The following is a 15,411-nucleotide window of genomic DNA, read 5'->3' on the forward strand; positions in this document are numbered from 1 at the left end:
GGCCTGCCGTCGCTGCTCGAGCGGGTCTCCTGGGACCGCCCCCGCCGTCCGCGCTCGCGTGGCGACTACGTGGCCTGGACGGTCACCGAGGCCGCAGTCCTGGGCCTCACCGGCCGCGGCGCGGCGGCGTCGTACACCCGCGCGCTGCTCGCCGACGGCGAGGCCACCGGTCTCGACGACCTGATGCCACCGCCCGTCGACCACGTCCTGATCCAGGCCGACCTCACCGCGGTCGCGCCCGGTCCGCTGGAGTCGTCGCTGGCCCGCTCGCTGCAGCTCGTCGCCGACGTCGAGTCGCGCGGCGGCGCCACGACCTACCGCTTCACCGCCACCTCCGTACGCCGTGCGCTCGACGTCGGGTGGACCGCCGTCGAGCTGCACGACTTCCTCGCCCGGGTCTCGCGCACCCCGGTGCCGCAACCGCTGACCTACCTCGTCGACGACACCGTGCGCACCTTCGGCTCGATCCGGGTCGGCCACGCCGAGGCGTTCCTGCGCGCCGACGACGAGTCGGCGCTCACCGAGCTGCTGCACCACCCGAAGGCGGGGGCTCTGGGTCTGCGTCGGATCGCCCCCACCGTGCTCATCAGCACGACCCCCATCGACATCCTGCTGCCGCGTCTGCGCGACCTCGGCGCCTCGCCGGTGATGGAGTCGGCCGACGGCACCGTGCAGGTCTCGCGCCCCGACGTGCTGCGGGCCCGTCCGCCCCGCGAACGACGACCCTCCGTGCGGTCGGTGCGGGAGTCGGCCCGAGTGGCCTCGGTGGTCACCGCGATCCGGGCCGGCGACCGGGCCGTCTCCTCGCGTCCCACGGCAGCACCGTCCGCACCGCTGACCCCCTCCGGCGCCCTGGCGGCCCTGCGGGAGGCGATCGAGGCCGAGCAGACCGTGCTGGTGGGCTACGTCGACAACCAGGGCGTCTCCTCCGAGCGGGTCATCGACCCCCTCACGATCGAGGGCGGCTCGCTCACCGCGCACGACCACCGCGCCGACGACGTGCGAGCCTTCGCGGTGCACCGCATCACCACCGTGCGCCCGCTCGCCCCGGATAGTCCCTGACCTTTCGCACGCTCGCGCGGCGTGTGACTGTGCCAAAGGTCAGGGACTACCGCGCGTCCGTAGACTCGACAGGTGAATGACGGCCCCCTCATCGTCCAGTCGGACAAGACCCTCCTGCTCGAGATCGACCACGAGCGTGCGCAGGACTGCCGCAAGGCGATCGCGCCGTTCGCCGAGCTGGAGCGTTCCCCCGAGCACGTCCACACCTACCGCCTGACCCCCCTCGGCCTCTGGAACGCCCGCGCCGCCGGCCACGACGCCGAGATGGTCGTCGACACTCTCCTGACCTACAGCCGGTACGCCGTCCCGCACTCGCTGCTCGTCGACGTCGCCGAGACGATGGCCCGCTACGGCCGTCTGCGCCTGGAGAAGCACCCGGTGCACGGCCTGGTGATGGCCAGCAACGACCGCCCGGTGCTCGAGGAGGTGCTGCGCGCCAAGAAGGTGCAGGGCATGCTCGGCGCCCGCCTCGATGACGACACCGTCGCCGTCCACGCCTCCGAGCGGGGCAACCTCAAGCAGGCCCTGCTCAAGCTCGGCTGGCCGGCCGAGGACTTCGCCGGCTACGTCGACGGCGAGGCCCACCCGATCGACCTCGACGAGTCCGACTGGACGCTGCGCGACTATCAGCGCGACGCCGCCGACTCCTTCTGGCACGGCGGCTCGGGCGTCGTCGTCCTGCCCTGTGGCGCCGGCAAGACGATGGTGGGCGCGGCCGCGATGGCGCAGGCGAAGGCGACGACGCTGATCCTCGTCACCAACACCGTCAGCGCCCGGCAGTGGAAGGACGAGCTGCTCAAGCGCACCTCGCTGACCGAGGAGGAGATCGGCGAGTACTCCGGCACCGTCAAGGAGATCAGGCCGGTCACGATCGCGACCTACCAGGTGATGACGACGCGTCGCAAGGGCGTCTACAGCCACCTCGAGCTGCTCGATGCCCGCGACTGGGGCCTCATCGTCTACGACGAGGTGCACCTCCTGCCGGCGCCGATCTTCCGGATGACCGCCCACCTCCAGGCGCGACGTCGCATCGGACTGACGGCGACGCTCGTGCGGGAGGACGGCCGCGAGGGCGACGTGTTCTCGCTCATCGGCCCCAAGCGGTACGACGCCCCGTGGAAGGACATCGAGGCCCAGGGCTGGATCGCCCCGGCCGACTGCGTCGAGGTGCGGGTGAGCCTGCCGACCGACGAACGCATCGTCTACGCGACCTCCGAGCCGGAGGAGCGCTACCGCCTCGCCTCGTGCACGCACCAGAAGATCCAGGTCGTGCGTGACCTCGTGGCCCAGCACCAGGGCCAGCCCACGCTGGTCATCGGGCAGTACATCGACCAGCTCGACGAGCTGGCCGACAAGCTCGGTGCGCCGGTCATCAAGGGCGAGACCCCCATCAAGGAGCGCCAGCGGCTCTTCGAGGCGTTCCGCACCGGCCAGATCGAGATGCTGGTCGTCTCCCAGGTCGCCCACTTCTCCATCGACCTGCCCTCGGCCGAGGTCGCCATCCAGGTCTCGGGCTCCTTCGGCTCGCGCCAGGAGGAAGCCCAACGCCTCGGCCGCCTCCTGCGGCCGAAGTCCGACGGCAAGTCGGCGCACTTCTACACCGTCGTCTCGCGCGACACCGTCGATGCCGACTTCGCGCAGAACCGGCAGCGGTTCCTGGCCGAGCAGGGCTACGCCTACCGGATCGTGGACGCCGAGGATCTCACCGGGTGACCTGGGCCTGACCGCTCGACGATTGCCCCAGGCCTCACGCGAGACGTACGCTCGACGAGCGTCTGTGCTCCCAGGCGCATCTCCCCTTCCTCATCGAGGCCCCCCGTGAAGAACATCGCACTCCTGGCGACCGCCGCGCTCCTCCTCTCCGGCCTTGCCCCCGCTCCGGCGGCGGCCCAGGCCCAGGCCGTCTCGCGCGTCCGCGTCGACGGCGACAACTTCAACACCGGGCTCCAGCTGCGCTCGGGCAGCTGCGAGGAGCCGTGGGCGGCCAGCACCGCCGGCTTCGACTTCGGGGTCGTGGTCGATCCCGCGGCACCGCTCGGCTCCGGTGCCATCCAGTGGACCCCCACCACCGAGGACTCCTCTCGTGGCCCGCTGGCGCGTGTCGAGGACGCCCGCACGCTGTACGCCCTCTCGGTCCAGGTGCGCGGGGAGGTCGACGGCCACGACGGCCGCGTCCTCGCGCGCTACCGGCCCGACGGCGAGAACGGCGTGTGGTGGGGGAAGGCCGATCTCGACGTCCCCAAGGGTGACGGATGGCGTCAGGTCGACGCCGCCGCCGCCGAGCTCGACTGGGCCTACTACGCCGACGGCTTCCACGACAACGACGGTGACGTCGACGGCCAGACCGTGCAGGAGTTCCTCAGCGAGCGCGGTGCCGGAACGACGCACCTCGGTTTCGGCTTCGGTTGCGGCGGGGAGCCGGTCCTGATGGATGCATTGCGGGTCGCGACTGACGTCGAGGACCACACCTACGACTTCGAGGGCTACGCGACGCGGTCGAAGATCTCGTTCCCCAAGAGCCAGCGCGACACCACGTCGGTCACCTTCGGTCAGTCCGTGCGGATGAAGGTCGCAGCCCGCACGTCGGTCGGCAACCGAGCCCTGTCGGGCAGGATCCTCCTCAAGCGCAAGCCGGATGCCCGCAAGCGCTTCGCTTCCCTCAGGTCCGTCGACCTGGGGAAGGACGGCAAGGCCCGTCTGCGCCACGAGCCCACTCGCACGACGAAGTACCGCAGCACCTGGGCCGCGCGCGGCGTCTACAGCGCGTCGACCTCGCGCACCGTCACGGTCGTGGTGCGCCGCGCGGTGAGCGCGAAGGTCAGTGACACCTCGCCCCGTCAGGGTCAGAGCATCGTCTTCAAGGGCAAGCAGCGTCCGTCGAACAGGACGAAGATCAAGCTGCAGAGGCGTCAGGGATCGAAGTGGGTCACCGTGCAGCGCACGAAGTCCTCGAAGAAGGGCACCTACCGCGTGGCCACCAAGGCATCACGCGTGGGCACCAGCACGTGGCGCGTCGTTGCGATCGGCGGCAAGGGCCTGTCCAACGGGACCTCGAAGCGGTTCACGATCCGCACCACTGCCAAGCCGACGCCTGCGCCTGCCCCCGCGCCGAGCCCAGGCGGTTCGTCAGGCGGCTCGTCGGGCGGTTCCTCCGGAGGCTCGTCCGGTGGCAGCTCGGGAGGCTCCAGCGGCGGATCCGGGGGTGGCGGTGGCGAGACCCCGCCACCCCCGCCCTCCGGGCCGCTGCGCACGCAGCCGTCCTGACGTAGGGCCGGCGCTCAGGGCGAACGCTCAGGGGCCGGACAGCGTCGCGGTGGTGCTGACGTCGCCGACGCGCATCGTCAGCTTCGAGGTGGTGCCGATGCGGACGTACTGCCGGATCCGGCCCCGCCCCTGGTCGTCGATGCGGACGGTGCGGCACTCGAACGTCGATCCCGGCACGGGCGCGGCGCAGTAGCTGCGGCCGAAGTCGGGGACCACCTCGACCAACGGATTGGTGCCCGGGGCGAAGCCGGCCAGCCGAACGCCGTACCAACGGCAGTCGTAGACGAATCCGCGCGAGACGGCCGCGCACGGCTTGTCGGAGGCGACGATGCGCAGGGTCGGCTCGAGGGAGGTGTCGCAGAACTTGTTGACCGGGCTCTGGGTCACCGCCCCCTCGTCGGTCTCGACGACGCTGCGGAACCGGAGACAGGTCGTGCGACCGCCGGCCCCGGTGTAGCGGACCAGGTCCTGCTCCGCCGTCGTCCAGGCCCCTCCGCGGAGGTACTCGACCCGCACCGCGACACCGGGCACCTGCACCGGCGGCTCGTAGGAGAAGCGGACGGCTCGGTAGGCAGGAGTCGTGCGCACGCGCGGCGCCACCGCCAGGGCGAGCAGCTCGGCGGTCGGATCGGTGGGATCGGTCGGATCGGTAGGAGCGGGCGCGGTGGTCGGGGCGGGCGTCGGTGTCGGCGCGGGCTGCTGCGTCGCGACCGGCGTGCTCGCCGGCACCGAGACCGCTCCCGCCACCAGGACCCGCTCGGCGCTGTTCGCGCGCGCGTCGGGGTCGGCCGCGAGCGTGGCCACGAGACCGGACACGGCGAGGCCGATGCCCAGCGCGGTCGGCCAGGTGCGCCACCTCGAGGCACGGCGCTTGAGCCGGTCCGCCAGCGGCTCGGGCGGGGCGGGCTGCTCGGGCCGCCCGTGGACGGGCTGGACCGCGGTGCGGACAGCTTCGGTCGCAGCATGGCGCGAGCCGGACGCGTCGGGGCTCGCACCGCCCGGCTCGACGCTCGAGCCCTCGAAGAGTCGGGCCCTGGCGGCAGAGACCGAGGGCGGCAGCGGGTGCAGCCCGCTCATGGCCGGCGCACCTGCGACGGCCGAGTGGATCTTGCGCAGCTCGTAGCGGAAGGCCTCGGCGCTCGGCAACCGGTCGTCGGGGTCCTTTGCGAGGACCTTGCGCAGCAGCGCATCGATCTGGTCGTCGACGGGGTCACCCGTGTCGAGCTGCGGGACCGGCGCCTGCACGTGCTGCATCATCACGTCGAGGTCGGTGCCGAGGTAGGGCGCCTCACCGGTCAGCGTCGCCCAGAGCACGCACCCGACGGCGTAGACGTCACCACGCTCGTCGTCACCGCCGGTGCCCTGCAGTCGCTCGGGCGGCATGTAGGCGGGACTGCCCACGACCGCCCCGGCCTCGGTGGCCGCACGCTGCACGGGATCGCCGATGAACGCGGCGATGCCGAAGTCGCACAGGAACGCGATCAGGCCGTCGGCGCGCGACCACAGCAGCACGTTGCTCGGCTTGACGTCGCGGTGCACGATCCCGGCGCGGTGGGCGTCCTCGAGCGCCTCGCAGACCTGAGCGGTGACCGAGAGCGCTGCGCGCCAGGGCAACGGGCCCTCCCGCATGAGCCAGGTGTGCAGGTCGCCGTCCGGCATCAGGTCGGTGACGAGGAAGGCGTTGCCGTCGAGCTCGCCGTGCTCGTGGACCGTCACGGTGTGGCGCGAGCGCGTGCGCGCCTGCATCTGTGCCTCGCGCGCGAAGCGGTCGGCGTAGTGGTGGTCGCCCTCGGCGGCCCGCACGATCTTCACCGCGACCGGGCGGTCCAGCGACTCGTCGTGCGCCTCGTAGACGACCCCGACACCCCCGCGGCCGATCTGTCGCTCGATGCGATAGCGCGACGCGTAGAGCGATCCCGGGCTCGGGAGTCCGCTCATCGTCTCAGGTCGCTTCGCTGGGGGCATTCACTGGTCCGTCCGGGGGAGTGCGCCCCATGATAGGGCCACCGCTGCGCGAAGATAGCCCCGTGTCGGATCCCGCGGGCAAAACCGCACGTCGTCAGCTGGTGCTGATCGCCGTCGTGCAGGTGCTCGCGATGTCGAGCTGGTTCTCGGCCTCGGCCGTGGTGCCGAGCCTGCGCGCCGACTGGGGCATCACCACCGGCGAGGGGACGCTGCTGACCGTCGCCGTCCAGCTCGGCTTCGTGACCGGCGCTGTCCTCAGCGCCGTCCTCAGCCTCGCGGACCGCTGGTCGGCCACTCGGCTGGCGGCCGGTTCCGCCCTCGTCGCTGCCCTGGCGACGGCGACCATCGCGCTCGCGGTCGACTCCCTGGCCCCGGCCCTCCCCCTGCGCTTCCTCACCGGAGTCGCACTCGCCGGCGTGTACCCGACCGGGATCAAGCTGATGGCGTCGTGGTTCGAGCGCGGCCGGGGACTGGCGATCGGCGTGCTGGTCGGCGCGCTCACCCTGGGCAGTGCCCTGCCTCAGCTGCTCAATGGGCTCGCGGGAGCCTTCGGCGACCTCCCCTGGCGCTCGGTGCTGCTCACGTCGTCACTGTTGTGCCTGCTCGCTGCCGGGATCGTGCTGCGACTCGTGCGCCTCGGTCCGCTCGCGGCGCCCGCGCCGCCGTTCGACCCGCGCTACCTGCTGCGGCTCTTCCGCGACCGGGGGCCGCTGCTCGCCAACCTGGGCTACTTCGGCCACATGTGGGAGCTCTACGCGATGTGGACGTGGCTGCCGGCCTACCTGACCGCCAGCTTCGCCGTCTCCGGCACCTGGTCGGACTCCCGTACGGCGATCGGGCTCGTCGCGTTCGGGGTGATCGGGCTCGCCGGTGCCGCTGGAGCCCTCGGGGGCGGGTGGCTCGGCGACCGGGTCGGGCGCGCTCGCGTGGCCGGCGGCGCGATGGCGATCAGTGCGTCGTGCTGCCTGCTCGCCGCCGCGGCGTACGGCGCCTCACCCTGGCTGCTGCTCCCGATCCTGGTGCTCTGGGGCATGTCGATCATCGCCGACTCGGGCCTCTTCTCCACGCTGATGACCGAGGTCGCCGACCGCCGCTACGTCGGTACGGCCCTGACCATGCAGACCGCGATCGGCTTCCTGCTCACCGTGGTCACGATCAACGGCGTGCCCTACGTCGTCGACTGGGTCGGTTGGCGGGTGGCCGTGGCCCTCCTGGCGATCGGGCCGGTGGCCGGGGCGGTGGCCATGGCGCGACTGCACCGACTGCTGGCCCCGGTTCCGGTCCCTCCTGGTCCGTTCAACGGCGACGCTGCGCGTCACGCACCGTGATCGTCCTCTCGACGACTCGGCCGTAGGCGCGCACCTGCAGGGTGAGCCGCTCGCGGCCTTCGCGGACGCCGTCGTCCCGGGTGGGGAACGTGGCGCGGTGCGTCGTGGTGCCGGTGTGAATCGTGCGCAAGATCCTCGCCCCGACCTCGTGCAGCGGCCGATTCGAAGGCCGCACGCCGTAGGCGTGCTTGTACAACCACTTGGGAGGCGCGTCGCGAGCTGTCAGGTCGGTGCCGGGCCCGCGCACGACATGGACCGAGAAGTCGTAGGCATAGGGAAGCGTGCGAGGGATCCTGATCCGCAGTCGGACCGGCTTCCCCTCGACGACCTTGGGCCTGACCGTCCTCACGCGGAACGCGGGGGCGACGTCGTCCTGGAGGATCTTGACGAGTCCGATGTAGTCGTCGACGGCGACGTTCTCCAGGGCCCAGGCCCGGACATCGATCTGACGTGCGACCGGCTCCGCCCCGAGCAGGAGGTCGCCCGGGGGCACGTCGACGATGATGGAGCCGGACGTCGATCCCACCGGGAGGTCGACCACGAAGCGCCGCTGGAAGAAGTAGCCGCTGCTCGCATGCACAGCGATCCGGGCGGGTTCGGTGATCTCGCCGTTGAGGATCAACGGCACCTGGGCGGTGCCCCCCTCCGGGCCATCACCTTCGAGGACCTCGACGGTGCCCAGCCCGACGCGCGGGAGCCGCAGGTCCGGCACCGGAGCGAGGGCGTCGGGAACGGTGGAGACCTCCGCCACCCACAAGCCTCCCTGCCCGCTCTCAACGACGAGCTCGACCGAGACGACGTCGGCGAGGTCGATCTCGCTGCCGGCGCCCTCGTCGGCAGCATGGACGATCAGCGCCTGGGCCCACAACGCTCCGGCTCGGTCGGACACCGGCAGCGGCTCCAGGGTGTGCCCGGCACGGGTGAGGTTCACCGGACGCACGAGGGCGGTGGCGCCGGTGCCGTCCCCGAGCCGCACCAGGAGGTCGACCGGCCCACGCTGCCAGTCGACGATGGTGCGCAGCTGCAGGCGCTCGGACCGGAGGTCGAGCGGCTCGTCGAGCTGCAGGCCACCCGCCGCGCCGGCGGTGGCCCACTGCATCGCGAGGAACGGCCGGCTCCCCTCGGGAGCGGAGCCCCAGTGCGGAGCGTTGATGAAGGAGCCACGACTCGATGCCCCGCAGATCTCGTGTTGTGCGTCTGGGATGGTCGCGCCACCGACACACAGGTCGATCTCGGCACCCCCGGAGGGCGTCGTCGGCGAGGCCTCGATCCCCGGCCTGCGCAGGACGCGGCCCCCACCGAGGGCGTGCGAGCGCACGTCGGCGTCCCCGACCGAGTCGACGGTGACCGGCGAGCCGTCGAAGAGCGGGAGGTAGGAGTCGTCGCCGGTGAACAACGCCACCGCACCGGCGACGTACGCCGTTGCGACCTCGCGCTGCTGCGCCGCCCGGAGCCGGGCCGGGGTGCGCTTGCCGCAGAGCTCGTCGGCCGGCCCCCACCAGTCGTCTGACGCGTACCCGACGGCCAGCCCCGGGGTCAGCAGGGTGTCGTAGAAGTTGACGTTGGCGCCCATGACCATGACGGCGCCCTTCAGGGACGGGTCGTCGTCGACCACGTCCCGGCCGCGGTCGATCACGCCCTGGTTACCGGCTTGGTAGGAGGTGTCGCCGCAGTAGGACTGAAGCACGACCGTCGGGACGTAGGACGCGGTCTGGCCGCCGCGGCTCGACGGCGCGATCAGCACCTGGCCGACGATGCGGTACGCGTCGGCCGCAGAGCGACGCATCGACGTGCGGTTGACGCCTTCACCGCCCTCGGCGTGCCCGACGAGCACCACCTGGTCGAGGTCGACCTGGTGCTCGGGCGCGAGGTCGACCCAGCGGTCGAGCACGAGCCGGAGCAGCTGAGCCCGAGCATCCGACCCGTCCCACTCCTGCGCGACGATGCCGTTGGCTCGCACCGAGACCGTGACGTAGCCCTGGGAGGCCAGCACCTGCTGCAGGTACTCGAAGCCGAGGTGGTGGGGCACGTCGACGGACGGCTCGGCGCACGGCCAGGTGTAGGAGGGGGTGCCGCCGCTCGGGTTGTGACAGACCTGACCGCCGTCGCCGTGCATGAAGACGACCAGCGGCCGGTCCGTGACGGGTGCGTCGGGCGCGGGCTCGACGACGTGGCCGACCTGCTCGACCGGCAGCTCGAGACCGACGAGCTGGACCGGCTCGAGCTCGTAGTCGCTGGTGACGACGTCGTACGGTCCGGGGAGACCGGGGTCGGGGGCATCGAGGAGGGCCGTGACCGGCACTGAGGCCATCGACGGCGCGGCGGGCGCCGAGAGCGCCGCCGGCACCGGAGCCCCGGCAAGGGTCACCGCCAGGAGCGCAGGAACGACGAGGAACGGGGAGTGGTGCGCCCGCGGGCGCCCGAGAATACGCACCATCCGACCCTAGGGGGGGATCGTGCAGCAGGTGCCAGACATTCCTGAGCTCGATCGCTCTGGTCAGCGCGGATCGACGACTCGGACGGTCCTCACGATCCGGCGCCCGTCGTGGCGGAACCGGATGGTGAGCGACTCGACGCCCTCGGTCTTGTCGTCGCGGAGGGTCGGCACGACGAGCCTGGCCTCGAGCCGACCGGAGCGAACCCGCGTGAACGTGCCGGCGTAGAGCCGGTGCAGCGGGCGCCGTGGTTTCTCGGCGCTGGCGCTCTGCTCCAGCCACTCGAGCGGAACGTCGGTGCCGCGCAGGTCCTCACCCGGCCCCGCGACGATGCGCCCGTAGACCGGCAGGTCGTAGGACGCCGGCGAGGAGATCGTCGCGCGCAGCACGATGCGACGCCCCTCGACCACGCGTCGCTTCACCGGGCGCACCTTCAGCACCGGGGGCGGGTCGTCGTCGTCCACCACCAGGCGACCCTGGTAGTCGTCGGTGATGATGCCGGCGAGCGCCCAGGCAGCGATCTCGGTGCGGCTCTGGTAGTCGGCGAGGGTGTTGGCGGTGTAGGCGACCGGGATCGACCCGCGGCGCTGGCCCGGTGCGAGGTCGACCGCGAACCGCTCGCGAGCGCCGCGCGCCTGGCCCGTGGTCTGGACGACGAAGCGCGCCGGGGCCGTCAGGTCGCCCACCACCCGGAACGGCACCTGCGCGACGCGGCCGGACGGACGATCACCCTCGGGCAGCCTCAGGTCGCCGATCCGTAGCCGTGGCAGGCGCTGGGCGGGGGCCGGTGCGAGCGCTGCGGGCGCCGCGGACACGTCGGCCACCCACACCCGGCCGCGGTCGCTGAGACCGACGAGGTCGACGGCCACGACGGAGCGGAGATCGATCGAGTCACCAGCAGTGGCGGGATCGATGATCAGCGGCTGCGCCCAGAGCTTGGTGAGGTACTCACCCGTCAGCAGGGGCGCGAGGGTGTGGCCGTCGTCCGTGGAGCTCGAGGGTGTCACGGTGGTGGTGCGTCCCTGGTCGTCGGTCAGCCGTACGGCGAGGTCGACGGCGCCGCGGCGCGGGTCGACGATCGTGCGCAGCTCGAGACGGTCGGTGCGCAGGTCGAGCGGCTCGTCGAGCAGCAGTCCCCCGGTCGCGCCGGCGGTCGTCCAGCCCAGCTCGAGGAACTGCCGGGTCGGCACGGGCGAGCCCGGGTAGCCCCAGTGCGGAGTGATGCTGTCCTTGGCGTTGCGCCCGCAGATCCCGAAGGAACCGCCGCTGTAGGACGCCACCCCCCGGCAGAGCCTGCTGTCCGCGCCCTCGGCCAGGGTCGGGGTAGCCTCGATGCCCGGCCGCCGTACGGTGCGCCCACCACCGAGGGCGTGGCTACGAACGTCGGCGTCGCCGATCGAGGCGACGCTCGCCGCGGAGCCGTCGTACAACGGCAGAGCGGAGTCGTCGCCGGTGAAGAGCGCCACCGCGCCGGCGACGTACGCCGTGCCGACCGCGCGCTGCTCGGCTGCCGAGAGCCGGTCGGGGTGACGGCGACCGCAGGGCTCGTCGCGGTCGCCGTACCAGTCGTCGGCGGCCGGGGCGATCGCCGTGGCCGGCGTCCACTCGGTGTTGAAGAAGTTGTGGTTGGCCCCCATCACCAGCACCGACGACTTCAGCGAGGTGTCGTCGTCGACCAGGTCGCGCCCGGTGTCGGTGAACTGCTGACCCTGGATGTCGGACACGTCGCCGTCGCAGTAGGGCAGCACCGTGACGGTCGAGACGTAGGGCGCCGACTGGGAGGCGAAGTCGGTCGGAGCGAGCAGCACCTGTCCGACGATCCGGTAGGGACGACCGGTGGCGAGCTGGATCGCGGCGCGGTTGACCCCCTCGCCGCCGCGGCTGTGACCCACGAGCACGACCTGGTCGAGGTCGACCTGGTGCTCGGCGGCGAGCCCGACCCAGTGGTCGAGGTGTCGGCGAACCATCGCCGCCCGAGCTCCGGCCCCACCGTCGGTGAGGCGGAAGTCCTGGGCGTTGATGCCGTTGACCCGCACCGAGACCGTGACGTAGCCCTGCGAGGCCAGCACCTGCTGGAGGTAGTCGTAGCCGAGGTGGCTCGGGATCTCGGAGTTCGGCGCCACGCAGGGCCAGCCCTCGGGGTAGTCGTCCTTGCCGCTGGGGTCGTAGCAGACGCTGTGCCGACCGTGCATGAGCAGCACCAGTGGACGCTCCCCCGCCGTGGGGTCGGCGACCGGCTCCACGACGTGGCCCATCATCTCGATCGGCTCCGCCATCCCGGTGACCTTGACGGGGTCGAGCGTGTAGTCGCTCGTGCGCGTCGCGAGCGGTCCCGGGACGCCGGGGTCGCCGGCCAGCAGCGACGTGCGAGGGGCGTCCTGGCGCTCGGCCGGCGCCCGGGAGGAGGACCCGGTGGTGCCCGTGCCGTCGGTGCCGGGCTCGTCGAGACGGTCGCCGGAGAGGACGACATCCAGGTCGGCCGGGTCGGGTACGACGTCGCTGGTCACCACGGCGCGCACCGTGCGTCCGTCGTCGTCCACCGTCGGTGGGCCGAAGGTGAGTGCAGTGCCGGTGCCGCTCGTGATCGTCGGGCGGTCGGAGGTCAGCGGGAAGGCACGCGGCGACGTCCAGGCGACGTCGTACCGGCCGTCGCCGAGGTCGGTGACCTGCCACCGACCCCCGACGCCACCCCGGTCAGCACCGGCACCACCGGCACCACCGGCACCGCCGGCCCCGCTGGGGGCCTGCCCCGCCGATCCGGAGGGCGAGGGCGCGGCGAGGGCCGGCGGCGGCCCGGGAAGCAGCGCGGCCGCCAGCGCAGCCGCGACGAAGGTCGAACGGACGAGGGACGGCCGGCTCGGCCCGAGCCGGCGAGAGGTCTGCACGTCTCCTAGACGCGCCGGCGGCCGGTTCGGTTGTCGTCGGCACGAAATCGGGCCGATCGGTCTAGACGTCGGACGGGCCACGTCTCACCCGAGGGGCCGGGCACGGCGTACCGGGCCACGGCTCTCTACCCTTGACCCGTGAAGGCCCTCCTGCTCGAGAACATCCACCCGCTCGCCGTCGAGTCGCTCGAACGCGCCGGATTCGAGGTCGAGCTGCGCTCGGCGTCGATGAGCGAGGACGAGCTCGTCGCGGCACTGCCGGGGGTCTCCCTGCTCGGGATCCGCTCGAACACCAAGGTGACCGAGGCGGTTCTCGCCACGGCACCGGACCTACTCGCGGTCGGGTGCTTCTGCATCGGCACCAACCAGGTCGACCTCGCCGCCGCCGCCGCCCGCGGCGTCGCGGTGTTCAACGCGCCGTACTCCAACACGCGCAGCGTGGTCGAGCTCGTGATCGGCGAGATCATCGCCCTGGCCCGTCGACTGCCCGAGAAGACCCTGCGCATGCACAGCGGGGTCTGGGACAAGTCGGCCTCGGGCAGCCACGAGGTCCGCGGCCGCACCATCGGCATCGTCGGCTACGGCAACATCGGCACCCAGCTCTCCAACGTGGCCGAGGCGCTCGGGCTGCGCGTGATCTTCTTCGACACCGCAGACCGCCTGGCCCACGGCAACGCGCGGCGGATGGCGACCCTCGACGACCTGCTCGCCGAGGCCGACGTCGTCTCGCTCCACATCGACGGACGCCCCGGCAACGCCGGCTTCTTCGGCGCCGAGCAGTTCGCGAAGATGAAGCCGCGCTCGCTGTTCATCAACGCCGCCCGCGGGATGGTCGTCGACGACGTCTCGCTGCGCGAGCACATCCTGTCCGGCCACATCGCCGGTGCCGCCCTCGACGTCTTCCCGGTCGAGCCCAAGGCCCAGGGCGACGAGTTCGAGTCGGTGCTGCGCGGGCTCGACAACGTCATCCTCACCCCCCACGTGGGCGGTTCGACCCAGGAGGCGCAGGAGGAGATCGGCTGGTTCGTCGCCGGCAAGCTCGCCGGCTTCGCGCTCCAGGGCCGCACCGAGCTCTCCGTCAACGTGCCCGCCGTCCTGGCTCCCCAGCTGAGCGTCGGGTCGCGGATCGGCTTCCTCCACGTCAACGTGCCCGGCGTCCTGGCCGACCTCAACCAGCGTCTCGCCGAGCAGGGCGCCAACGTGGTCGCCCAGTACCTCGCCACCCACGGCGAGCAGGGCTACGTCGTCACCGACGTCACCGACCCTCTCAGCGAGGCCGCCGTCGCCGCCCTCGCCGACTCCCCGCAGACCATCTGGCTCCGCACCTGGCACGCCTGAACCCACCCGTTCACCACCCGATGGGGTTGTCGGGATCGGCCTAGGCTGATCACGTGATCACCGCTGCGCGCACCCGGCTCGGGGAGGCCCTCTTCCACCGAGTGGCGGGCCCCGACGGCGCAGCGCACCGCGACCGCATCCACGGGCGCGAGGGGCCACGGTGGTTCGAGGCCGACAGCCCGCTGACGCAGGTGCACGGCGATGCCTCGATGTTCGTCGGCGGCATGCGCGCTCTGCTCCTCCAGACGCTGCACCCGGCGGCGATGAAGGCGGTCTCCCACCATTCCGGCTACCGCGGCGACATGTGGGGCCGCCTGCACCGCACGAGCCGGTTCCTCGCCGTCACCTCCTTCGGCCATGCCGAGGACGCCCAGCAGGCCGTCGACGTCGTCCGCTCGATCCACCGCCGCGTGACCGGCGAGCTCGCCGACGGCACGCCGTACGCCGCCTCCGACCCGCACCTGCTGCGCTGGGTGCACGTCGCTGAGGTCGACAGCTTCCTGCGCGCCCACACCGTCTACGGCCGCGACCCGCTCGACCAGGCCGGGCGCGACACCTACCTCGACCAGGCCGCCCGGATCGCCGAGGAGCTCGGCGCCGTCGACGTCCCGCACTCCGAGGCCGAGCTGCGCGAGTGCCTGGCCCTCTACCGTCCCGAGCTGCGCGGCACCCCCGAGGCGCGCGAGGCCGTCAAGCACCTCCTCCTCACTCCCCCGCTGCCTCTCCCGGCCCGGGCGCCGTACGGCGTGCTGGCGGCCGCCGCGGTCGGCCTGATGCCGGCCTGGACCCGACCGCACCTGCGACTGCCCTGGATGCCGCTCACCGAGCGCACCGTCGTGCGTGGCCTGGGCACGGCCGCCACCGGCACCATCCGGTGGGCGATGACACCACCCCCCGAACGGCCGAGCGAGCAGACGCCGGCCTGATCGACGCCGATCGGCTGCATGTGAGGATGGACAGATGCCCCCCGAGCAGCTGACCGACCTCGTCGCCGCGTGGCCCCTGAGCTCCGGCGTCGCCCTGCGTGACGAGCTCCTCGCCGCCTACGCCGACCCCGCCCGCGGCTACCACGACACCCTCCACCTGGCCGAGGTGCTGTCGCGCCTCGACGTGCTCGCCGAGGCGGGCGAGTCG

9 protein-coding genes are annotated in these 15,411 nt (G+C 72.3%); 6 read left to right on the plus strand and 3 right to left on the minus strand.

Annotated features, from left to right (window positions below; all coding sequences use genetic code 11):
• The 3 genes from VOI19_RS02295 to VOI19_RS02305 all read left to right on the plus strand — a co-directional run.
• Nucleotides 1–1,062, plus strand: a 1,062-nt coding sequence (locus VOI19_RS02295; RefSeq protein WP_323791337.1) for a helicase C-terminal domain-containing protein, incomplete at its 5' end; no start/stop codon positions are given.
• 72 nt (nucleotides 1,063–1,134) lie between these two features.
• The gene (locus VOI19_RS02300; protein WP_323791338.1) at nucleotides 1,135–2,775 is read left to right on the plus strand and encodes a DNA repair helicase XPB; all 1,641 of its coding nucleotides are present in this window, start codon (nucleotides 1,135–1,137) and stop codon (nucleotides 2,773–2,775) included.
• A gap of 105 nt (nucleotides 2,776–2,880) precedes the next feature.
• Nucleotides 2,881–4,326 carry a hypothetical protein gene (locus tag VOI19_RS02305; RefSeq protein ID WP_323791339.1) on the plus strand — a complete coding sequence of 482 codons (1,446 nt, stop codon included), beginning with the start codon at nucleotides 2,881–2,883 and terminating at the stop codon, nucleotides 4,324–4,326.
• Nucleotides 4,327–4,353: 27 nt separating this feature from the next.
• On the opposite strand, the gene VOI19_RS02310 is transcribed toward VOI19_RS02305, so the two are convergent.
• A complete protein-coding gene (locus VOI19_RS02310; RefSeq protein WP_323791340.1) occupies nucleotides 4,354–6,264 on the minus strand; it encodes a serine/threonine-protein kinase in 1,911 nt (636 codons plus the stop codon).
• An 89-nt stretch (nucleotides 6,265–6,353) separates the two neighbouring features.
• On the opposite strand from VOI19_RS02310, the gene VOI19_RS02315 reads away from it, so the two are divergent.
• Nucleotides 6,354–7,619, plus strand: a complete 1,266-nt coding sequence (locus tag VOI19_RS02315) for an MFS transporter (protein ID WP_323791341.1) — start codon at nucleotides 6,354–6,356, stop codon at nucleotides 7,617–7,619.
• On the opposite strand, the gene VOI19_RS02320 is transcribed toward VOI19_RS02315, so the two are convergent.
• On the minus strand, nucleotides 7,588–10,053 hold the full coding sequence (locus VOI19_RS02320; RefSeq protein WP_323791342.1) for a hypothetical protein: 2,466 nt from the start codon (nucleotides 10,051–10,053) through the stop codon (nucleotides 7,588–7,590). The genes VOI19_RS02315 and VOI19_RS02320 overlap by 32 nt on opposite strands.
• 63 nt (nucleotides 10,054–10,116) lie before the next feature.
• Entirely contained in the window at nucleotides 10,117–12,939 is a 2,823-nt protein-coding gene (locus VOI19_RS02325; RefSeq protein ID WP_323791343.1) for an alpha/beta hydrolase, read from the minus strand.
• A 138-nt stretch (nucleotides 12,940–13,077) separates the two neighbouring features.
• On the opposite strand from VOI19_RS02325, the gene serA reads away from it, so the two are divergent.
• Nucleotides 13,078–14,277: a phosphoglycerate dehydrogenase gene (serA, locus tag VOI19_RS02330; protein WP_323791344.1), complete on the plus strand. Its 1,200-nt coding sequence runs from the start codon at nucleotides 13,078–13,080 to the stop codon at nucleotides 14,275–14,277.
• Nucleotides 14,278–14,330: 53 nt separating this feature from the next.
• Entirely contained in the window at nucleotides 14,331–15,203 is an 873-nt protein-coding gene (locus VOI19_RS02335; protein WP_323791345.1) for an oxygenase MpaB family protein, read from the plus strand.
• The last annotated feature ends 208 nt before the right edge of the window (nucleotides 15,204–15,411 follow it).

It is taken from the genome of Nocardioides sp., assembly GCF_034670285.1.
Lineage (GTDB): Bacteria > Actinomycetota > Actinomycetes > Propionibacteriales > Nocardioidaceae > Nocardioides.